The 21,617-nt window shown below is 72.8% G+C and carries 16 protein-coding genes and 1 pseudogene; 9 read left to right on the top strand and 8 right to left on the bottom strand.

The features are described from left to right. Positions 1-409 precede the first annotated feature (409 nt). The gene (gene rpsT, locus K313_RS0117480; RefSeq protein ID WP_019284601.1) at positions 410-673 is read right to left on the bottom strand and encodes a 30S ribosomal protein S20; all 264 of its coding nucleotides are present in this window, start codon (positions 671-673) and stop codon (positions 410-412) included. Positions 674-877: 204 nt separating this feature from the next. On the opposite strand from rpsT, the gene K313_RS0117475 reads away from it, so the two are divergent. Beyond that, complete coding sequence (locus tag K313_RS0117475) at positions 878-1,462, top strand: dienelactone hydrolase family protein (protein WP_029212717.1); 585 nt, start codon at positions 878-880, stop codon at positions 1,460-1,462. 27 nt (positions 1,463-1,489) lie between these two features. On the opposite strand, the gene holA is transcribed toward K313_RS0117475, so the two are convergent. After that, entirely contained in the window at positions 1,490-2,470 is a 981-nt protein-coding gene (gene holA, locus K313_RS0117470) for a DNA polymerase III subunit delta (RefSeq protein WP_029212716.1), read from the bottom strand. 226 nt (positions 2,471-2,696) lie between these two features. Beyond that, positions 2,697-4,964 (bottom strand): ATP-dependent DNA helicase, encoded by a 2,268-nt coding sequence (locus tag K313_RS0117465; protein WP_029212715.1) that lies wholly within the window; start codon positions 4,962-4,964, stop codon positions 2,697-2,699. Between the two features lie 117 nt (positions 4,965-5,081). Between K313_RS0117465 and K313_RS0117460 the strand changes: the two genes are divergently transcribed. From K313_RS0117460 to K313_RS23695, 5 genes and pseudogenes are all read left to right on the top strand, one after another. Beyond that, on the top strand, positions 5,082-6,062 hold the full coding sequence (locus K313_RS0117460; protein ID WP_029212714.1) for a ribose-phosphate diphosphokinase: 981 nt from the start codon (positions 5,082-5,084) through the stop codon (positions 6,060-6,062). 123 nt (positions 6,063-6,185) lie between these two features. Next, positions 6,186-8,852, top strand: coding sequence for an AMP-binding protein (locus K313_RS0117455; protein WP_029212713.1), 2,667 nt, complete (start codon positions 6,186-6,188; stop codon positions 8,850-8,852). Positions 8,853-8,940: 88 nt separating this feature from the next. Beyond that, a complete protein-coding gene (locus K313_RS0117450) occupies positions 8,941-9,705 on the top strand; it encodes a class I SAM-dependent DNA methyltransferase (RefSeq protein WP_240484005.1) in 765 nt (254 codons plus the stop codon). A gap of 81 nt (positions 9,706-9,786) precedes the next feature. Beyond that, positions 9,787-10,194 (top strand): annotated as a pseudogene (locus tag K313_RS24630) (VOC family protein); the annotation flags it as partial. Positions 10,195-10,284: 90 nt separating this feature from the next. Further along, entirely contained in the window at positions 10,285-10,692 is a 408-nt protein-coding gene (locus K313_RS23695) for a GNAT family N-acetyltransferase (protein WP_084412999.1), read from the top strand. Here K313_RS23695 and K313_RS23235 read toward each other — a convergent pair. Further along, positions 10,650-11,885, bottom strand: a complete 1,236-nt coding sequence (locus K313_RS23235; protein WP_084412995.1) for a GNAT family N-acetyltransferase — start codon at positions 11,883-11,885, stop codon at positions 10,650-10,652. The genes K313_RS23695 and K313_RS23235 overlap by 43 nt on opposite strands. A gap of 5 nt (positions 11,886-11,890) precedes the next feature. Continuing rightward, the gene (locus K313_RS24005; protein ID WP_029212711.1) at positions 11,891-12,946 is read right to left on the bottom strand and encodes a GNAT family N-acetyltransferase; all 1,056 of its coding nucleotides are present in this window, start codon (positions 12,944-12,946) and stop codon (positions 11,891-11,893) included. Between K313_RS24005 and K313_RS24000 the strand changes: the two genes are divergently transcribed. Beyond that, complete coding sequence (locus tag K313_RS24000) at positions 12,899-13,621, top strand: ABC transporter ATP-binding protein (RefSeq protein WP_169516864.1); 723 nt, start codon at positions 12,899-12,901, stop codon at positions 13,619-13,621. The two genes, K313_RS24005 and K313_RS24000, sit on opposite strands and share 48 nt — an antisense overlap. Then, positions 13,618-15,201 (top strand): hypothetical protein, encoded by a 1,584-nt coding sequence (locus K313_RS0117415; RefSeq protein WP_051274199.1) that lies wholly within the window; start codon positions 13,618-13,620, stop codon positions 15,199-15,201. The genes K313_RS24000 and K313_RS0117415 overlap by 4 nt, the downstream gene beginning before the upstream one ends. A 94-nt stretch (positions 15,202-15,295) precedes the next feature. Here the strand turns inward: K313_RS0117415 and K313_RS0117410 are convergent, their stop codons facing one another. From K313_RS0117410 to K313_RS0117400, 3 genes are all read right to left on the bottom strand, one after another. Continuing rightward, the gene (locus tag K313_RS0117410; protein WP_034254060.1) at positions 15,296-17,101 is read right to left on the bottom strand and encodes a bifunctional metallophosphatase/5'-nucleotidase; all 1,806 of its coding nucleotides are present in this window, start codon (positions 17,099-17,101) and stop codon (positions 15,296-15,298) included. A gap of 169 nt (positions 17,102-17,270) precedes the next feature. Beyond that, entirely contained in the window at positions 17,271-18,761 is a 1,491-nt protein-coding gene (gene hflX / locus K313_RS0117405; RefSeq protein ID WP_029212708.1) for a GTPase HflX, read from the bottom strand. Between the two features lie 205 nt (positions 18,762-18,966). Next, complete coding sequence (locus tag K313_RS0117400) at positions 18,967-19,413, bottom strand: MarR family winged helix-turn-helix transcriptional regulator (RefSeq protein ID WP_029212707.1); 447 nt, start codon at positions 19,411-19,413, stop codon at positions 18,967-18,969. Positions 19,414-19,478: 65 nt separating this feature from the next. Between K313_RS0117400 and K313_RS0117395 the strand changes: the two genes are divergently transcribed. Further along, positions 19,479-21,350, top strand: a complete 1,872-nt coding sequence (locus K313_RS0117395) for an ABC transporter ATP-binding protein (protein ID WP_420804915.1) — start codon at positions 19,479-19,481, stop codon at positions 21,348-21,350. Positions 21,351-21,617 lie beyond the last annotated feature (267 nt).

Genomic DNA, 21,617 nt, shown 5'->3' with positions numbered 1-21,617 from the left:
ACGGTTCGACGAGGTGGCCGCGGCCGTCCGCGCCCGCCGCCCCTGACCCGCCCGCGCTGGCTCCGCCGGCGAGCGCGTCTCACGCTGCAGCACGAGACGGGGTCGACACCCCGAGACCACGCCCCCTCCTGACCAGCCGCAGATGTCTCACCCTGCAGCACGAGACGGGGTCGACACCCCGAGACCACGCCCCCTCCTGACCAGCCGCAGATGTCTCACCCTGCAGCACGAGACGGGGTCGGCACCCCGAGACCCCGCCCCCTCTGACTCGCCGCCGCAGATGCCTCACCCTGCAGCACGAGACGGGGTCGGCACCCCGAGACCCCGCGCTGCGTCATACGCACCCCAGGCATGCCGAAGGGCCGTCACCCGAAGGTGACGGCCCTTGCGAAGGCTGGGTGTCGCAGGCTCAGCCGAGCTTGCTGACGGCCTTGGCCATGGCCGACTTCTTGTTAGCGGCCTGGTTCTTGTGGATCACGCCCTTGCTGACGGCCTTGTCCAGCTTGCGGGAGGCGTCGCGCAGGGCGACGGCGCTCTCCTCGGCGTTGCCGGACTCCACCGCAGCGCGGAACTTGCGGATGAAGGTGCGCAGCTCGGACTTGTACGCCTTGTTGCGCTCCGTCCGAGCGTGGTTGGTCTTGATCCGCTTGATCTGGGACTTGATGTTTGCCACGAGAATCCTTCTGTGTGTCAGGTCGATCATTGCCGTTGAGGGCGGCAGCCGTCCTCGGGACCGGGCGTGGGGCACCCGTGGGATGAGGAGTGGCTGGGTGGTGCTGCGTTGCGCGCACGACCTAGGCGCGCACGCAGAGTCCAACGTTACCAGAGTTCGGGGCGTCTCCTGGCCGCTCGGCGGCGGGCGGACTACGGTCGAACCATGGCCACCGTAGCCCTCTTCCCCAGCGTCCTCGGCGTCCGCGCCGGCATCTACGACTTCGCCGACCGGCTGCGTGCCGTCGGGCACGACGTGCGCATCCTCGACTACCTCGACGGCCGCACCTTCGAGACCTACGAGGAGGGGATGAAGGCGGCGCAGGAGCACGACGACAAGGTCGTCCTCGGCCACGCACTCAAGCTCGCCAAGGACGACGTCCCGCCGGGCATGGTGGTGGCCGGCTTCTCGATGGGCGCGGGCATGGCGGAGCACGTCGCCCTGCAGATGCAGGCTCGCGGCGCGATCCTCGTCGGGGGTGCGGCCGCCACGAAGTGGTTCGGCGACAAGACCTGGCCCGCGGACTGCCCCGTGCAGGTGCACCACAAGGCGGAGGACCCCTTCTACGAGCCCGACGAGGCGGAGGAGGCTCTGGCGTCCCTGCGGGCGGGCGGCGCGCAGGTCGAGGACTTCGCCTACGAGGGCGCCGGGCACCTGTTCAACGACCAGGGCCTGCCGGACGAGTACGACGCCGCCGCCACCGAGCTCATGATGCAGCGGGTCATCGACTTCCTGGAGGAGGTCGACTGAGCCTGGCCGTATGCCGGGAAGCCCGCCTCAGCGGCCGCCGTGACGCTCCCGGGCGATGGTGAGGATCGCCCGCTCCACGGCATACACCGGGTCGCGACCGCCACCCTTGACGTCGTAGTCCGCCTGCGCCACCGCCTGGATGCACCGGCCCAGCGCCTCGGCCTCCCAGCCCGACAGCTCGCGGCGAGCCTTGTCGACCTGCCAGGGCGCCATGCCGAGCGAGCTCGCCAGCTGTCCCGACGGGCCCCGCCCGGCCGAGCCGACCTTGACGAGCTGGCGCAGCTTCATCGCGAGCACGGCGACGATCGGCACGGGGTTGTCGCCCCCCGCGATGGCGTGCCGCAGCAGGCGTAGCGACTCGGCGGCGTTGCCCGCGATGGCCGCGTCGGCCACCCGGAAGCCCGTCGCCTCCACCCGCCCCGCGTAGTAGGTCGAGACCACGCCCTCGTCGATGGTCCCGGTGGTGTCCTGCACGAGCTGGGAGCAGGCGGACTCGAGCTCGCGCACGTCCTTGCCGACGGCCTCGACGAGCGCGCGCACCGCGTCCGGGGTCGCCTTGCGGCGTGCGGTGCGGAACTCGTTGGTGACGAAGCTCGCCTTGTCGGCGTCGGACTTGATGGCCGGGCAGTCGATCACCCGGGCACCGGCCTTCTTGATCGCGTCGAGGACCTTCTTGCCGCGGTTGCCGGCCTTGTGCGTCACGATCAGCCAGACGTCGTCGGCCGGCGCCGCCCCGAGGTAGGCGAGCAGGTCGGTCTGCAGCTCCTCGGTCGCCTCGTCCAATTCGCGCACGACGATGGCCTTGGCGTTGCCGAACAATGACGGGCTGGCGTGCATGGCGATCTCGCCGCCCTCGTAGGCCGAGCCCTGCAGCGGGACGGTCTCGAGGTCGGGGTGCAGCCCCTTGATCTCGGCGACGGTCGAGCGCAGCGCCCGGTCGGCGAGCACCCCCTCGGGCCCGGCGACGAGGACGAGCGGCGGGATGCGCGAGGCGGGGGCTGCGGTCACGGCGTACAGCCTCCCACGGCCCACCGACAGACCCTCCGGCGCGCCACCGTCTCGCGCTCCGACCTCGCCTCGCCGTCTCGCCCCGTCGTCTCGCCCTGCAGCATGAGACGGCCTCGCCACCAGCGCGCAGCCTCACCCCGCCGAACGCGTCTCGCCCTGCAGCATGAGACGGCCTCGCCACGGGGCTGGGTCAGGTGCCGCGCACTGCCGCGCGGCGCAGCGAGGGTCACGCGTCGAAGGTGAAGCCGCTCTGGGGCTGCAGGGAGAGCTTGAGCGTCGCGAGCCGCGCCTCGACCACCTCGGGCTCCAGCTCGAAGTGGTCGGCGAGCTCGTCCAGGGAGAGGCCTGCGTCGATGCCCTCGCGCAGCTCGGTGTCCTCGTCGTCGGTCCACGGGTGGCCGCTCGTGACGGCGGTGCGGGTGGAGGGCGGCGCGGGGTGGGGCTCGGTGGCGGAGGGTCGCGGCGTGGCCGAGACGGCGTCCTCGGTGAACTCGCCCGTCAGGGAGCGCAGCGCCGGCTCGTGCACCGGGGTGACGGGCGCGGCGGTCTCGTCGAGGCGGCGCAGGGCGTTGAGGACGAGCTCACGGTCGGTGGTCGGCCAGAACGGCGGCAGCGACCGCTGCAGGAAGCCGGCGTAGCGCGCGGTGATCATGCGCGAGTCGAGGAAGGCCACGACCCCGCGGTCGTCGCCGCGGCGGATCAGCCGACCGGCGCCCTGGGCGAGGCGCAGCGCGGCGTGGGTCGCCGAGACGGCCATGAAGCCGTTGCCGCCCATGCGCCCGATCGCCTGGGTGCGGGCGGACGCGAGCGGGTCGTCGGGGCGCGGGAACGGGATGCGGTCGATGATCACGACCTGGCAGGCCGTGCCGGGCACGTCGACGCCCTGCCAGAGCGTCATGGTGCCGAACAGCGCGACGCGTGGCTCGCGCGCGAACTGCCGCACGAGAGTAGTGGTCTGGTCCTCGCCCTGGCACAGGACCTCGATGTCGGTGCCGTCCGCCGCGAACCGCTCGCGCAGCGCCTCGGTCGCCGCCTGCGCGGCCCGCATGGACGAGAACAGCCCGAGCGCCCGGCCACCCGAGGCCCGCACGAGCGCCTCGATCTCGTCGAGGGTCTGGTCCGCCGTGCCGTCCCGCCCGGGTGGGGGCAGGTGCTTGGCGACATACGCGATCGCCTGCTTGGGGTAGTCGAAGGGAGAGCCGACGTCGAGGCCGGTGTAGCCGGGCGCGCCGTCGCCGCGCAGGCCCAGCGTCCCCGCGACCGCGTCGAACGTGCCGCCGAGCTCCAGGGTCGCGGACGTCATCACGACGGTCCGCTCCCCGAACAGCTTGTCCCGCAGCAGCATCGCCACGCTCATGGGCGCGACGCGCAGCACTCCCCCGCGCCGGGGGTCCTTGGACAGCCACACCACGTCGAGCTCGCGCCCCTCGAGGATCCGCTCGGCGGTGTCGAAGGTCTCGTCGACGGCGGCCTGCGCGACCTTGCGGGCGCCGGCGTCCGGACCGTCCTCCTGACCCTTGTCGGGCTTGAGCTCGGTCAGCACCGAGCGGGCGGTGTCTCGGACCCGGGACAGCGCCTGGATCAACGACTGCGGCGGATCCGTCAGACGCCCCTCCTCGAGCGACTCGACGACCTCGCTCAGGATGTCGCCGGCCTCCGCGAGCGCCGAGGCGTCGGCGAGCTTGCCGCAGCGGCGGGAGGCCGCGGCGATCATGCCGGCGCTCAGCTCGTCGGTGACCGTCGCCGTGACGCGGTCCACGAGCTCGTGCGCCTCGTCGACGACCAGGACGTCGTGCTCGGGCAGCATCATCCGCCCCTCGAAGGCGTCGATCGCCATGAAGGAGTGGTTGGTCACCACCACGTCGACGTCCTTGGCGGCCTCGCGCGCCCGCTCCACGAAGCACTCCGCACGCTGGGGGCACTTGGTGCCGAGGCACTCCTGCGCACTGACGCTGACCTGGCGCCACGCCCGCTCGCTGACGCCGGGCACCAGCTCGTCGCGGTCGCCGGAGACGGTGTGCTCGGCCCAGCTGCGCAGCCGCAGGACCTCCTGCCCGAGGCGTCCGACGCCGGCGTCGACGGCGCCGACACCGAGCAGGGAGTCCGCGTCGTCGTCCGGCATACCGCCGTCGAGCTTGTGCAGGCAGACATAGTTGCGACGGCCCTTGACCAGCGCGTATGACGGTCGCCTGCCCGCCAGCGGGGTGACCGCCTCGGCGAGGCGAGGCAGGTCGCGGTCGACGATCTGGGCCTGCAGGGCCAGCGTCGCGGTGGCGACCACGACCGGCTTGTCGCTGCTCAGGGCGTGCAGCAGGCTCGGCACGAGATAGGCCAGGGACTTGCCGGTGCCCGTGCCCGCCTGGACCAGCAGGTGCTCGTCCCGGTCGATCGCGTCGGACACGGCCTGCGCCATCTGCACCTGGCCGGGGCGGGTGCTGCCACCGACCCCTCCGACGGCAGCGTCGAGGTAGCGATCAAGGTCTGGGTGCGGCACGCCGCAACCCTATGGCACCGGTGTGACAGACCCCCGCCACGCGTTGGCGCGCCGGGGCCGCGCGGCGTCGATATGCTGGCCGCAACCCGCTCCCCCGTCCCCTCGAAGGTGCCCCTCGTGCGTGACATCGTGGTCTTCTCCGGCAGCGCCCACCCCGAGCTCGCCCGACAGATCTGCGACGAGCTCGGCGTGCCGCTCTCGGGGGTGGACGTGGTCCGCTTCAGCAACGACTGCCTGCAGGTGCAGCTGCTGGAGAACTGCCGGCAGAAGGACGTCTACCTGGTCCAGCCGCTGGTGCCCCCGACGCAGGAGCACCTGTTCGAGTTGTTGCTCATGATCAACGCGGCGCGGGGAGCGTCGGCCGCCTCGGTGACGGCCGTGATGCCGCACTTCGCCTACGCCCGCTCGGACAAGAAGGACGCCTCACGTATCTCGTTCGGCGGCCGCATGGTCGCGGACCTCCTCCAGACCGCCGGCGCCCACCGCGTGCTCACCATGACCTTGCACGCGCCGCAGGTGCACGGCTTCTTCTCGGTGCCGGTCGACCACCTGACGGCGACCGGAGTGCTGGCCGACCACTTCCGCGAGCGGGACCTGAGCAACCACGTCGTGGTCTCCCCCGACTTCGGCAACGCCAAGACCGCCTCCCTGCTCGCTCGGCTGCTCGGCCTGCCCGTCGCGGCCGGGTCCAAGCAGCGCAAGGGCGACGACAAGGTCGAGATCGACATGATCGTCGGTGACGTCGACGGCAAGACCGCGATCGTCCTCGACGACGAGATCGCGACCGGCGGGTCCATCGTCGAGCTGCTTGACAAGCTGCAGGAGGTCGGCTGCCAGCAGGCGGCCGTGGCCTGCACCCACGGACTGTTCACCGGCAGGGCCGTCGAGCGGCTGCGGGGCCACCCGATGATCAGCGAGGTCGTCACCACCGACACCGTGCCGTCGCCGCAGGGCTGGCCGGAGCTCAAGGTCTGCTCGACGGCTGACCTGTTCGCCGAGGCCATCGCCCGCATCCACGCGGGGGCCTCGATCTCGAGCCTGTTCGACGGGGTCGACCCGGCGTACGCCCCGCCCCAGATGAGGCTCGACTTCTCCTGACAGCCGGCCTCCTGACGCTGGCTGTCTGGCTCGTGTCCTGGTGACGCGGCCCACGACCGACACGTACCGTGACCCTGGGGGTGGCCTGAGACCGATCAGGCCGCAGGATCGGTGGGGGCATCAATGAGCGAGAGCGTCTGGACAGAGCTGTCCGAGTCCGACGTGGACGACGGGGTGCTGCCACGGTTCCGGCGGGTGACATCGACGCGACCCGACGCCGTCGCCGTGTCCGACGAGGACACGTCCCTGACCTACGGCCAGGTCGCTGCGAGGGCGGCCGGCGTCCTGCGCGGGATCCGCCAGGCGCTCGACGCGCTCGACCCGCCCCCGGCACGTCACGGCGAGGACGCCTTCGGCGCCGCCGCGACCGTCGCCATGTGCTGCGACCACACCGTCGATGCCGTGGTGACGCTGCTGGCCGTGGTCGCCTCGGGGCACCCGGTGCTCGTGCTGGACCCCCGCACGCCCGGCCCCCGCCAGGCCCAGCTGGTCGAGCGCGCCGGTGCACGACTGCTCGTCACCGACCCGGCCAACGAGCGACTCGCGTCCGAGCTGCACGTCGTCCCCCTCTCGGTCCGCGGCCTCGAACCCGCCGATCCCCAGATCCTGTGGGGTGACCCACCGTCACCGACCTCCGTAGCAGCCCTCGCCTTCACGTCCGGGTCCACGGGCACGCCCAAGCCCGTCGCCAACGACCACCGCCTGCTCGTCCGCGACGCCTGGAACAGCTCGATCGCCACCGGCTGCTACTCCTCGGCCGACACCATCGCGCACACCCTGCCCATCGCCTTCCACGCCGGCCTGACCACGACCCTGCACGGCCTGCTCGTCGGAGCGCGGATGCGGTTGTACGACGCCCGCAGCCGCGGGATCGCCGGTCTGCCCGCCGTCATCGCCGAGCACGGCTGCACGCTCATGATCACCAGCCCCGCGATCCTGCGCGGCTTCGTCGCCACCGCGCCCGACCCGGCGATGCTCGCGACGCTGCGCAGCCTCACGGTGGCCGGCGAGGCGTCATACGGCCGGGACGTCGAGGCGGTGCGCCCGCTGCTGCCGGCCGGCTGCCTCGTGCGCAACCGCTACGGCTCGTCGGAGACGGGCCTGATCGCCGAGTACGTCGTCGGCCCCGAGCACCCGCCCCTGGACGGCCCGCTCCCGGCCGGCCGCGGGGTCGGCCGGACCGTGCTGAGCGTCATGGACGAGCACGGCACCCCGGCGGCACCCTGGGCCACGGGTCGGCTCGTCGTCACGGCGCCGCAGGTCGCGACCGGCTACTGGCAGCTCCCCGAGGCCACGGCCGAGGCCTTCGCGGACCTCGCGGACGGCACGCGCCGCTACCGCACCAGCGACCTCGGCCGCGTCCTGCCCGACGGCGCGATCCAGATCGTGGGGCGGGCCGACCACAGCGTCAAGGTGCGCGGCTACCTCGTCGACCCCGGCGAGGTGGACGCCGCGCTGTTCACGCTCGACGACGTCCGTGAGGCCGTCGTGGTCAGCGGCCCGCGCCCGGGCGACGGTCGGACCAGGCTGGTGGCGTATGTCGTCCACCGCCGTCTCCCGGCGCCCCCGACCGGTGCCGGGCTCCCCGGCGCGGAGCTGCCCGACCCGGGGCTCGAGGCGGCGTGGCGGCAGGCCCTGCGCGGGCAGCTGCCGGCCCACATGATCCCCGAGGCCTTCGTGCTCGTTGGCGCGCTGCCCCGCAACGACCGCGGCAAGATCGACCGCGCCGCCCTGCCCGAGGCACCGGAGCGGGAGCTGTCCGGGGCCCACACCTCCCGCTGGGAGGCGCTGGTCGCCGAGCAGTGGGCGGCCGCGCTGGAGCACGACGGCCCGTTGCGGCCCGACTCCGACTTCTTCGCCCTGGGCGGGGACTCGCTGGCCGCCGAGGCGCTCATGGCGCGGCTGGTGTCCGAGCTCGGCGTCGACCCCGACCGGGCCCGCACCACCGTCCTCGCGCAGGCTCCCGTGCTCGCCGACTTCGCCGAGGCGGTCCGCGGCACGGGGGCCGGTCCCGACCACTGCCTGGTCCCACTCGTGACCGGAGCGGGCGCCGGCCCCGCCGGTGCGGCTGAGGGTGCCGAGGCCGCGGCAAACGACGCCGGGTGCCGGCCTGCTGAGCGTCCGGTGTTCCTCCTCGCCGGCGCGGGAGGCATCGGCATCGCGCTGCGACCCATCGCCCTGCGACTCGGCGGGCGGCCGGCATACGCGCTCCAGAATCCCGTGCTCGAGGCCCGTGGCCTGCCCGACCTGACCCTGCGCCGCCTCGCCCGGCGCTACGTCAAGGTCGTGCGGCGGGTGCAGCCCGAGGGGCCCTACCTGCTGGCGGGGCACAGCTTCGGCGGGCTCGTGGCCTTCGAGATGTGCCACCAGCTGCGCGCCGTCGGGCAGGACGCCCGGCTGGCGATCATCGACTCCTTCCCGCCCGAGCCGTCGCTGCACCCCGAGCCCGAGGAAGGCACCTCGCCCCCGGCGCGCGCCCGCTCGCTGGTCCGCCTCGTCCGCGCCTCGCTGCGCGACACCACCGGGGCCACGGACGCGTGGCGGTTCTTCCTGCAGTCCGACGCGCTTGCGCGCGCCTATCGCTCCCAGCCGTGGCCCGGCGAGACCCTCGTGCTCGTGGCGCAGTCCCCCGAGAAGGACGCCCGCTCCCGGTGGGCCCCGCACCTCATCGGCCCGCACCACCAGGTCGAGATCAGCGGTGACCACTTCACGCTGCTGCGCGAGCCCTGGGCCGAGGAGGTCGCGGCGCACCTGCGGACCTTCTTCGGCGAACCGGCCGCGTCGACCTGACGTCTGCTGTCGCCCGCAAAGCAGTCGCCCGCAAACCAGTGGCCGGCACGCCTCGGGCCCGGGCAGGCTGGGCGCCATGCCCCATGGCGTGACAGCGCTCGACCACCTGACCCAGGAGCAGCTGTGGGACGCCCGCGCCGCAGCGACCTACGACACCCCGGGCACCGGCATGGAGGCGCCCGAGGTCCTCGGCCCCACCGTCGACCGCCTCGCCGAGCTGGCCGAGAACGGCCGCGCCCTCGAGCTCGCCGTCGGGACCGGGCGGGTCGCCATACCGCTGGCGCGGCGCCGGATCGAGGTGAGCGGCATCGAGATCAGCCGGCCGATGATCGACCGGCTGCGCGAGAAGGCGAGCCCCGAGGAGCTCCCCGTCACGCAGGGCGACATAGCGCGCACCCGTGTCCCGGGCGAGTTCTCGCTCGTCTACCTGGTCTTCAACACCATCGGCAACCTGCTGACCCAGGACGCGCAGGTCGAGTGCTTCCGCAACGCCGCCGCCCACCTGCGGCCGGGTGGGAGGTTCGTGATCGAGCTGTGGGTGCCGCAGCTGCAGCAGATGGCGCCCGGCCTGCCCGCGATCATCGGTGCGGTGGAGGACGGCTACATCCTCGTCGACACCCTCGACATCACCACGCAGCGCCTGGTGTCGCACCACTTCACCTTCGGCGAAGGGCGCTCGGCGACGGTCGGCCGCACGCCGCACCGCTACGTCTGGCCGTCGGAGCTGGACCTGATGGCCCGCCTCGCCGGTTTCGAGCCGGAGTCCCGCCACGCCGACTGGCAGGGCACGCCGTTCACCTCCGCGTCGACGTCCCACGTCTCGGTCTATCGCAAGGCCGCCGACGGTCGATGAGCCCCGACAGGCCACCTGACGTGATGCGACCCGTCGGGGCGCAGCTGTGCACGCGCGATCGGCGCGACGGACAATCAGGTCATGAGTCAGAACCCGTCCGTGCTGCACACCGTGCTCGACGCGGTGGACATCCGAGCCCTGGCGGAGTTCTACCGCCGGCTGCTCGGGCTGGTCTACCGGCCCGGCGACGAGCCGCCGGGGGACCCGGCGCCCGACGACGGAGACTGGCTGGTGCTGACCCGGCCGGACGGCACGCGGACGCTGGCCTTCCAGCACGTGGAGCACCTCGAGCGGACCACGTGGCCGGCGCCGGACGTCCCGATGCAGCTGCACCTGGACCTCACCGTCCCTGACCTGGCAGCGCTGGAGGAGCACCACGCTCGCGCCCTGGCGCTCGGTGCACGCCTGCTCCTCGACCGGTCCGACGACCCCGACGAGCCGCTCTACGTCTATGCCGATCCCGCGGGGCACCCCTTCTGCCTCTTCGTCGCCGAACCTGCGACCGAGGACCTCGACCACCTCGTCGTCGACGGCCGCGACCTCACGGTCCAGCGGGCCGGGCTCGCCGACGTCCCGGCCATCGTCGGCCTCCTGCGCGACGACCCCCTCGGAGCAGAGCGGGAGGTCGAGGACCCGGAGCCGTATGTCGCAGCGTTCCACCGCATCGACAGCGACCGGTCGCACCTGCTCGTGGTGGTCCGCGACGCGGGCGGCGAGGTGGTGGGCACCATGCAGCTCACCCTCCTGCCCGGGCTGTCCCGCTCGGCCGCGACCAGGTTGCAGGCCGAGGGCGTCCGAGTCTCCCCGTCGGAGCGTGGATCCGGCCTCGGCGCAGCGATGTTCGCGTGGGCCCACGCCTGGGGCCACGAGCGTGGCGCGTCGCTCGCTCAGCTCACGACCGATCTCTCGCGCGCGGACGCCCACCGTTTCTACGAGCGGCTCGGCTACGTCGCGACCCACGCCGGGCTCAAGCGCCCACTCGACTGAGGCTCGCCACCGCGCTCCGGGTGAGCCCCTCCGTGTCGGTCGCGGCGTTCGTCAGGCGGGGAGTCGGGCCACCATTGCCATACCCAGTGAGTGCTCCTCTGATGGGCGCGCCACTCATCGGCGGTGATCTCGTGGGTCACCTCGCCCTCCTCCGCGCCCGGCAACGGCTCGTCCCACGTCCGGACCTCGGTGCTCACGTGCCGCATCCCGAGCCTGCGCATCACCCCGCGTGACCCGGTGTTGACGGCCATCGTCTCGGCCCAGATCCGGCGCAGCCCGACGGTCTCGAAGCCGTGGCGCACCAGCGCCAGGGCCCCCTCGGTCGCGAGGCCCTGGCGCCAGTGACGCCGCTCGAGCCGCCACCCGATCTCCGCGGCGTCCGGATGCAGGGCGGAGCCCGGCTCGGAGTCGCTGCGACCGAGGTCCCACCAGCCGAGGAAGTCGTCAGTCCCGAAGCCGACCCACCACCCCAGACCCAGCGTGTCCCCGCTCGTATCGGCGCACCGCGGCCCCCAGAAGTCGTCGATCTCCTGCGGCGTCCGCGCGCGCCCCAGCAGGTGGCGCATTGCCTCCGGGTCGGAGTCCAGGCGGTGCAGGAGGGGCAGGTGCTCGATCGTCATGGGGCGCAAGGTGATCCGGTCCGTCGTGACGACCGGTCGCCCCCGCGGGCCGGGTGTCAGGCCCGGCGTCAGGTGCTTGACCATCGCCTGACGCGGCCATCGGTCCAGGCCCAGGCTCCGCTCGTGCTGCCGCGCAGCAGCCAGCCCCCGACCGTGCGACGACTCGGGCAGCACCCGCCACCCCAGCCGCTCGTAGTACGGGCCGTTCCACGGCACGTCGCGATAGGTGGTCAGTGTCATGTCCTCGTGCCCCGCGGTCCGGGCCCACGCCTCGGCCGTCTCGAGCAGCCGCGCCCCGAGCCCGTGCCCGGCGTGGTCGGGGTGGACGCTGAGCTGACCGACGTGCGGCCGGCCGTCGACCGGCTCGACCCGCACGAAACCCACCGGGAGGTCACCCTCGTCCACCGCCACCCACAGCGTGCCCGCGGCCAGAGCCGGCTCGAAGGCCTCCGGCGGGTCCGGAGGCATGTCCGCCACCAGGTCCATCCCGGCGCCGCGGAAGTGCACGCCACCAGAGGCGTCCAGGGCGGGCAGGTGCATCAGGTCGTCGAGGCGTCCCGCGCGAATCGCCATACGGCTCACAACGATCCCTCCGCCACCAACGGTGCGCCGGTCACCGACCTGGCCATCCACACGCTGTCACGGCGGTCGTCGGCACTCACCCAGATCGACCGCGGCGCGCGCCCCACCTCGACCCACCCCATCGATCCGTAGAACCGGCCGAGCCCCAGCCCGCTGCGATAGACGAGATCGACCTGCTCCACCCCGGGCAGCGCCCGCGCCACGGCGTGGAGCCCACCCAGAGCGACCCGGCCGAGGTTGCGACCCCGCACGTCCGGGTCGACCATGAACCTCTGCAGAGTGGCCGTATGACGAAACAGCCCGTCATCGCTGCGGATCCACCAGCCGAAGGCCAGCAGCCGCCCACCGCGGTCGCGCATGATCCCGAGGGTCCGGCGGTCGTCGTCGGTGCGCTCCAGGGCCTCGTCGAGCCGCTCGGCCACGGCCGCGCGCGGTGCGTCCCGGGTGAAGCCCACCGCTCCCCCGGCCACGTTGACCGCGCACCACAGGTCGAGCATCTGGTCCCGCAGCCCAGCACCCACGGAGCGCTCGTCAGCACCGGCGACCTGCACCTGCGGCAGCCACCACGCCCGCGACGGCCCCAGCTCGACGGGATCGCCGGGGATCACGTGCGGATCGCCGCGCAGCAGCCCCGCCGAGGCCGCCGTGCGCCCCGACGCGGCGTTGTCGTCGCGCGCCACGGCCCGCACCGTCCACCCCGGCAGCCATTCCGCGGCCCAGGCCGTCACCGCTCGCGCCGCCTCGCGTCCCAGGCCCTGGCCGTGGCACTCCAGGGCGAAGCGGTAGTAGAGGTTGGCGACCCCCTCCTTGTCGTGCGGGAGGGGGCGCACCCCCGCCATCCCGAGCAGGCGCCCCGACGGGCGGTCCTCGACCACCCAGTAGCCGAATCCGTCTGTCTCCCAGGCCTCGACCCAGGTCTGCAGGCCCACGAGGTTGGCGGTCCGGTCGGTCGTGACGGCCCACGGCGCGTAGCGAAAGAGGCGCTCGTCGGAGTGCAGCGCGTGGTGGAAGGCCGCGTCCTCCACCCCGTCCGCGACGCCCGCACCATCCACCCCCGACTCGCCTACGTCCCCGGCGACACGGCCCTGTGGCCTTCGCTGACCGGCGGCGAGTGCATCGACCTGATCGCGGGGTTCCAGGGCGGGCAGGACCGGGCCCGACGCGACAAGCTCGTCGACCGGTTCGAGCTGGACCCCCGCCGACGCGCCCGCACCTACTCCAAGGGCAACCGGCAGAAGGTCGCCCTCGTCGCCGCCCTGTCCAGCACCGCCGACCTGTTCGTGCTGGACGAGCCCACGTCGGGGCTCGATCCCCTGATGGAGGCGGTCTTCCAGCAGGTCGTGCGCGAGCTCGCCGACGAGGGTCGGACCGTCCTGCTGAGCAGCCACATCCTCGACGAGGTGGAGGCGCTCTGCGACCGGGTCACGATCATCCGGCGAGGCCGCACCGTCTCCACCGGCACCCTGGAGGACCTGCGCGCCAACACCCTCACCACCGTCGAGACGACGACCGCTCACGGCATACGGGCGCTGTCCGGCGTGCCAGGGGTCACCGACGTGGTGGAGCGGCCCGTGTCCCGGGGGACGCACACGACCTTCAGCACCACCCACGCCGCCATGCCGGCGGCCGTCACGCTGGTCGCCCGGCACGAGCCCGCCAGCCTGGTCGTGCGTCCCCCGTCGCTCGAGGAGCTCTTCCTGGAGCACTACGACGAGGTGCCGGCGTGACCGCCGTCGAGGGCACGACCCGGATCATCCGTCTCCTCCTGCGCACGGGCTGGCGACGCCTGCTGCTGTGGTGGGGCGCCTGCACCGCCCTGGTGGTCGCGACCTGCGCCGGCACCGTGAGCCTGTATCCCGAGGCCTCGGACCGGGCGACCTATGCGGCCACGCTCGGACGCTCCACCGCCACCGCCGCGTTCAACGGCCGCGGCTACGACCTGCACACCCTGGGAGGGATCGGCGCCTACGAGGTCGGGTTCCTCGGCCAGCTGTTCCTGCCGGTCGCCGCCCTGCTGCTGGCGGTCCGGCACACACGCACCCAGGAGCAGAGCGGCCTCGTGGAGCTCGTCACGGCCCATCGCGCCGGTTCGCTGGCCCCGCTGCTGGCCGGCGCCGTCGTGACCGCCCTCCCGCTGCTGGGGGTGGGGATCGGGGTGGCGACGGGGCTCTGCGCCCTCGGCCTGCCGGTGGCCGGGGCGGTCCGGTATGCCGTCGTGCTCACCGCCATGATGATCTGCTTCGCCGCGGTGGGACTGCTCTCGTCCGAGCTGGCCCAGGGCGCTCGCACGGCCACGATGCTGGGGCTGGGCACACTCGGGGCGGCCTTCCTCGGCCGCGTCGTCGTGGACGCCCTGCAGCTGGAGGCGACCTGGATCAGCCCGCTCGGCTGGGTGGCGGAGGCGCGGCCCTGGGGTGGCTCGGCGTCGTGGTGGCCGACCGCGGCCTACCTGGCGACAGCGCTCGCGCTCGGCACCGCCGCCGTCACCGTCCGCCTGCACCGCGACCTCGGCTCGGGCGTGGTGGCCCCCCGCCCCGGTCCCCCGCACGGTCGGCCACGCACGTCCACGACGCTCGGCTGGCCGCTCCGGCTCACCCGCGGGTCCTTCACCGGCTGGATCGTCGCGACGCTGGTGTGGTCCGGCTCCTTCGGGTTCCTCGCCAACGCGATGACCTCGCTCATCCGCGACAACCCGGCGCTGATGGAGGGCCTCGGCATCACGAACGCCACCGACCTCGTGACGACGCTCGTGGGCGTCTCCGACGCCGGGCTGGCCTGCCTGGCGGGCATCGGCGTGACGATGGCCCTGAGGACCGAGGAGGACGAGGGACGGCTGGGCGCCGTCCTGGCAGGTCGGGCCTCACGCCTCGCCGTCTGGTGCGGCTGGTCCGTCGTCGCGTGCGGCCAGGCCCTCGCGCTGCTGGCGGCGGGACTCGCGACCTACGGCCTGTCGAGCGCGGACGTGACCGGTGACGGTCACGTCCTGCGCACTGCGCTGGAGCTCGCCGTCGCCTACGCGGCGCCGGTCGTCGTCGTGGTCGCGGGCTCCCTCGCGCTGGCCGCGTGGCTCCCCGCTGCCACCCCCGCCGCATGGGCCCTCGCGGCCTGGATCCTCGTCGTCGGGCTGCTCGCCGACTCGCTGCGCCTGCCGGAGGGGGCCCGCGCGCTCTCCCCGGTCGACGCCGTCGGCGACGTGCCCGCTCGGCCGCCGTCGGCCCTGGCCCTCGCAGTGCTGGGCGTGCTCGCCGTGCTCCTCCTCGGCGCCACGGTCCCCGGCGGACAGCGACGGGACCTGCGCGCCGGCTGACGGGTGCGCCGACCGCGGCCAGGACGGACCGGCCCGCGCCGGAGACGGGCCGACCCGCTGTGCGCTGCCAGGGGTCGGCCCTCCTCTCTCCTGCTCAGGGCACCAGCGGCACGCCGCCCGCGGTGAGGCGCCAGCTCGGGACGAAGAAGTCGGCGGGGTCGATCACGCCCTTGGCGGCGGCCCAGTCGATCAGGAGCTGTCGGATCTCCTTCTGCTGGTTGTAGATCACCGGCGCGGTCGAGATCCCCGGGAAGTTCCCGCCGCCCGAGCGTCGGTAGTTGTTGACGGCCACGGCGAACTGGTCGGTGTCGGCGACCGGGGTGCCGTCGGTGCGGCGCAGCCCGGTGATGCGCGACCCCACCGGCCGGGACAGGTCGATATCGTAGGAGACCCCGGAGACGATGTCGTCGTTGTAGTCGGGGGTGCCACCTGCCCCCGTCATGGTGGCGGGGTCGAAGGTGCCCCCGGCCGGCAACGTCGCGAAGTACCCCGCGGAGTGCTCGAGGTAGGCCTTGACCTGGGCCCCGGACAGCTGGACCGCCTCGAGGGTGTTGTCGTAGATGTAGAGCCCCGCGATGTCGCGGATCGTGACGTCGCCCTGCGGGAACACCGCGGTCCGGCTGAACGGCGCGGCGATCGACAGCACGGGCAGCCCGGCCTGCGGCGTCCCGGCCAGACCGCGTCGCACCTCGTCGGTCTGCACCTGCTGGATGAAGTCGATGATCGCCGTGTCCTTGTAGCGCGACTCCACCGCGGACAGCTCCTGGGAGGACCGCGCCACGACCTGGTTGACATAGGCGACGGTCGCGTCGTGATAGGGCTGGACGGCCTTGACGACCCGGGGGTTCGGCGCAAAGTCCTTGCCGCGCAAGGAGGTCGCGGCGCTGGAGGCCACGGCCCAGCGGCCGCGCTCCTTGACCAGCCGCAGGTCGACCTGCGACACGGACGCCGCCCAGCGGTAGGGCTGCGTCAGCAGCACCTCCCGTCCGGTGACCTCGTTGACGATGCGCTTCTGGGGGACGTCCCGGTGGCTGTGCCCGGCCACGACCACGTCGATCCCGGGCACCTCGCGAGCGATGACGTCGGAGACGTTCTCCGGCGGCAGCTCGGGGCCGTATGACGACGTCCCGCCCTCGCCCGAGTGCGACAGCACGACGACGACGTCGGCCCCCTTGCGGCGCATCTCGGGGACGTACTTCTTGGCCGCGGTCACCATGTCGCCGAGCCGCAGGCGCCCGTTGACGTTGGCCTTGTCCCAGATCGCCGACCCGGGCGTGGTGAGGCCGAGGATGCCCACCTTGACGGGCTTGTGACCGGCGACGTGGCGGTTGACGAGGGTGTAGGGCTTGAGGCCGAGGACGCCCGGCTGCTCGTCCGTCACGTTGGCGCCGAGGAGGGGGAAGCGCAGCTGCGAGCGGTAGGTGCGCAGCAGGTCCAGCCCGTAGTTGAACTCGTGGTTGCCGACGACCTGGGCGTCGTAGCCGATGGCGTTGTAGGCGGCGGCCATCGGGTGGGTGAGGCCGGACCGGGTGACAGGGTCCTTGGAGCCGTAGAGATAGGTCATCGGCGTGCCCTGGAGAGCGTCACCGTTGTCGACCACGATCGTGCTCTCGGCGCCCTTGGCCGCCCGGACCTGGTCGATGGCGGAGGCGACCCGGGCGAGGCCGACCGACTCACCCGACCTCTCGGCATACGGCGCGTTCTTGAAGTAGTCCCAGTCCATGACGTTGCCGTGCACGTCGGTGGTGGCGAGGACGGTGAGGTCGAGCGCCTTGTCCTTGCCCCTCCCCTTGCCGGGGTGGTCACCGCCGGCCGCGGCCGTGGCCGGGGACAGTGGCGCCAGGCCGACGAGCGCGAGGGCGACGGTGCTGATAATCGAGGTGCGACGAGCAGACGACATGACGGGGAGGACCTCCGACGTTGGGGCGTGATGGTCGGAGCCTAGGACGAACCGGCGGGCCACGGGCACCTGGGGGGTGCGGGGGTTCGGGGGTTCAGCGGTATGACGAGGCCCCGGTCACCGCAGGACGGTGATCGGGGCCTCGATGCTGCGAGGGCTGACGCCGGGCTCAGCGCGAGGAGGCGGCCTGCACGGCATACGGCGTGAGCTCCCCGGCCAGCCGGGGGTGCACCATCGCGTGGACGAGCGTGCCCTCGGGCGTGTGCTCCTCGGTGACGACCTCGCCGTCGGCGTGGAGGCGGCTGACCAGGTCGCCGCGGTCGTAGGGGAGCAGCACGTCGACCGGGATCTCGGGCTGCGGGAGCTCCTCGGCGATGAGCCGGCGCAGCTCGTCGACGCCCTCGCCCGTGCGGGCCGACACGACGATCGAGTGCTTCTCGTTGGCCCGCAGGCGCATCAGCACCTCGGGGTCGGCGAGGTCGGCCTTGTTGATGACGGTGACCTCCTTGAGGCGGTCACCGCCCACCTCGGCCATGACCGCGCGCACCGCGCTGATCTGCCCCTCGGGGTCGGGGTGCGAGCCGTCGACGACGTGCAGGAGCAGGTCCGACTCGCCGACCTCCTCGAGCGTAGAGCGGAAGGCCTCGACCAGCTGGTGGGGCAGCGCCCGCACGAAGCCCACGGTGTCGGCCAGGGTGTAGGGCCGCCCGTCCGGGGTCTCGGCGCGGCGCACCGTCGGGTCCAGCGTCGCGAAGAGCTGGTTCTGCACGAGCACACCCGCGCCGGTGAGGCGGTTGAGCAGCGAGGACTTGCCGGCGTTGGTGTAGCCGGCGATCGCCACGCTGGGGATCTCGTTGGCCTTGCGGCTGGAGCGCTTGGCGTCGCGGCCGGTCTTCATCCGGCGGATCTCGCGCTTGAGCTGCGCGATCTTGGTGTTGATGCGGCGCCGGTCGAGCTCGATCTTGGTCTCACCGGGGCCGCGGGAGCCGATGCCGACACCGCCGGCGGCCTGGCCGCCGGCCTGACGGGACATCGACTCGCCCCAGCCTCGCAGGCGCGGCAGGAGGTACTGCAGCTGGGCCAGCTCGACCTGCGCCTTGCCCTCACGGGACTTGGCGTGCTGGGCGAAGATGTCGAGGATCAGCGCGGTCCGGTCGATGACCTTGACCTTGACGATGTCCTCGAGCGCGCGCCGCTGGCTGGGCGTGAGCTCGCCGTCGCAGATGACGGTGTCGGCGCCCTCGGCGACCACGATGTCGTGCAGCTCGGCCGCCTTGCCGCTGCCGAGGAAGGTGCCGGCGTCGGGGCGCTGACGACGCTGGATCACGCCGTCCAGGACGGTTGACCCGGCGGTCTCGGCGAGCGCCGCGAGCTCGCGGATCGAGTTCTCGGCATCGGTCGCGGTGCCCTCGGTCCAGACGCCGGCGAGGACGACGCGCTCCAGGCGCAGCTGGCGGTACTCGACCTCGGTGACGTCCTCGAGCTCGGTCGAGAGGCCACCGACGCGCCGCAGGGCGGTGCGCTCCTCGCGGTCGAACTGGTCGCCGTCGTAGCCGTGGTCGCTCTCGTCGTCGAGCTGGGACCGGTCGAACGGTGCGTCCTCGTCAGCGAGCGCCTCGGCGCGGGACTGGAAGAGGTCGAAGTGTGGAGTAGAAGTCATATCCCCTCAAGGGTCGCACGGGCCACACCTGGGCGGCGAGCCAATAACTGCAACGTCCGACAGCCCTGCCGTATGCCGCGCCCGACGCGATCCGGGGTCCGGGCAACGGGCGACGGGACGACGACCCGAACTGAGCTCCCAGCTCAGTGTGTGCCGCCCACGAGCCCGCGAACGGCCACCAGACGACCCTTACTGAGCCCCCAGCTCAGGGCGTGTCGTCGGGCGAGGCGCCGAGCAGGCGCACGAGGAGGGTGCGCAGCTGCTCCTGGTCGGCGACGGACAGGGACCCGACGTAGGACCCGACCTGGCTCGCCCGGTCGGCCTCGATGCGCGCTCGCACGGCCCGGCCCTGCTCGGTGAGCTCGACCACGGTGGCCCGGCGGTCGGTGGGGCTCGGGGCTCGTCGCAGCAGACCCGCACCCTCGAGGGCGTCGATGACCTCGGTGGCCGAGCGCGGCGCGATGCCCAGCCGCTCGGCGATGACGGAGGGCCGCACCTCGCACTCCCCCTCGAGCCGCGACACGGTCCCGAGGGCCCGCGACTGGTGCGGGGTGATGCCGTACGGCTCGAGCGCGGCGACCTTGAGGCGGCGCATCTCGCGACCGGCCTGCATGAGCAGCGAGGGCAGGTCGGCATCGGGGCGGTTCGTCATACGACCATCTTGCCATGCCACCTCATAGTGAGGTAACCTCACCATATCACCTCACGAAGGACGTGATCATCACGACAGTCTCCCCCGACCTCGGCGGCCCGGCTCCGGGCCGCGGCAACCGCGCCGGCCTGCGCGTCAGCAAGGCCGACCTCGCCCAGCTCGACGAGCACCCCGTTCCCCTCTCGCGCGTCGCGCGACTCTTCGCCCCGCACGCGCTGCCCATGGCCGTCGTGCTCGGGCTCATCGTCCTCACCGCGATCATCGGCCTCGCCCCACCGTTCCTGACCAAGGCTCTCATCGACGACGCCATCCCCCACCAGGACGTCCCGCTCCTGCTCACGCTCGTCGGCGGCATCCTCGCCGTCACCGTCGTGACCCAGCTCTTCGGCGTCGTGCAGACCTGGCTCGCGACCCGCACCGGCCAGCGCGTCATGCACACGCTGCGCACCGACCTGTTCGCGCACCTGCAGCGCCAGCCCCTCGGGTTCTTCACCCGCACGCGCGGCGGCGAGCTGCAGAGCCGGCTCACCAACGACATCAACGGCATGCAGGGCGTGGTCACCGACTCGGCCACCTCGATCGCGAGCAACGTCACGACCGCGATCGGCACCGCCGTGGCCATGGCGGCCCTGTCCTGGCGCCTGTCACTGATCAGCCTGGTCGTCCTGCCGCCCGCCATCTGGCTGAGCCGCCGGGTCGCCCGCCTGCGCCGCAGCGTCCAGACCCGCGCCCAGCGCACGCTCGCCGACATGCAGACCCAGATCGAGGAGTCCCTGTCCATCAACGGGGTCGTGCTCGCCAAGACGATGGGCGCGGGTCCCGCTCTGTCGCAGCGGTTCTCGCGGTCCTCCGAGACGCTGACCGAGCTCGAGCTGCAGTCCCAGATGGCGGGCCGGTGGCGCATGGGGACGATGTCGATCATCTTCGCCGCCATCCCGGCGCTCATCTATCTCGCCGCTGGGCTGCCCGCGACCGGGCAAGGCATGTCGATCGGCACGCTCGTGGCGTTCACCGGGCTGCAGGCCGGGCTCTTCCGCCCCCTCATGGGGGTGCTCAACGTCGGCATCCAGCTCACGACGAGCAAGGCGCTGTTCAGCCGCATCTTCGAGTACCTCGACCTCCCCGCGACCATCACCGACCCGGAGCATCCGGTCCTCCTCGACCCCGAGCAGGTCCGCGGCGAGGTGCGCTTCGAGGGAGTGACGCTGCGCTATCCCGGCGCCGACCGGGACGCCCTCCACGAGGTCGACCTCACCGTCCCCGCCGGCTCCACCGTCGCCCTGGTCGGCGCCACGGGGTCCGGCAAGTCGACGCTCGCGGCCCTGGTCAGCCGCCTGCACGACCCCGACGCGGGACGCGTGACCATCGACGGCGTCGACCTGCCTCAGCTCCGTCTCGACACCGTGACCGGGATCGTCGGCACGGTCAGCCAGGACCCTTACCTGCTGCACGCGTCCATCGCCGACAACCTCCGGTATGCCCGACCCGGCGCCACCGACGAGGAGGTCGTCGCGGCCGCCGGCGCGGCGCAGGTCCACGACCTGATCGCCTCCCTCCCCGACGGCTACGACACCGTCGTCGGCGCCCGCGGCTACCGCTTCTCCGGCGGCGAGAAGCAGCGGATCGCGCTGGCCCGCACCATCCTTCGCGACCCGCGCGTCCTGGTCCTCGACGAGGCCACCAGCGCGCTCGACAACCGCACCGAGCGCGCCGTTCAAGAGGCGCTGGACCACCTGAGCCGCGGCCGCACCACGATCACGATCGCCCACCGCCTCTCGACGGTGCGCGACGCCGACCAGATCGTCGTGCTCGACCACGGCCGCGTGGTCGAGGTCGGCACCCACGACCAGCTCCTCGCCCTCGAGGGCCGGTATGCCGGCCTCGTGGCAGCCCAGGAGCCCTCGACCGACGCCCTGCTGGCGACCGCGGCTAGGTGACACGCGACCGGCGCGAGCTGGGCTGGGCTGATCAGTCCCGTCGGCCGAAGAGTGCGCGTGACGCCACCGCCTCGTGCATCTCGTCGACGGTGACGACCTGGTCGTCCTGCAGGCTCGCTTCCACTACAGCTGACAGGTGGGCCGCTCGACCAACGGCTCAAACTGAGCTCCGAGCTCACAAAGCGCCGCCCACGCGCCCCGCAACGCCCACCAGACGACCCAAACTGAGCTCCCAGCTCACAAAGCGCCGCCCACGCGCCCCGCAAC

The organism is Arsenicicoccus bolidensis DSM 15745, from assembly GCF_000426385.1.
GTDB lineage: Bacteria > Actinomycetota > Actinomycetes > Actinomycetales > Dermatophilaceae > Arsenicicoccus > Arsenicicoccus bolidensis.
The sequence above is the reverse complement of the archived record's forward strand: the minus strand, read 5'-3'. Positions and strand labels throughout refer to the sequence as shown.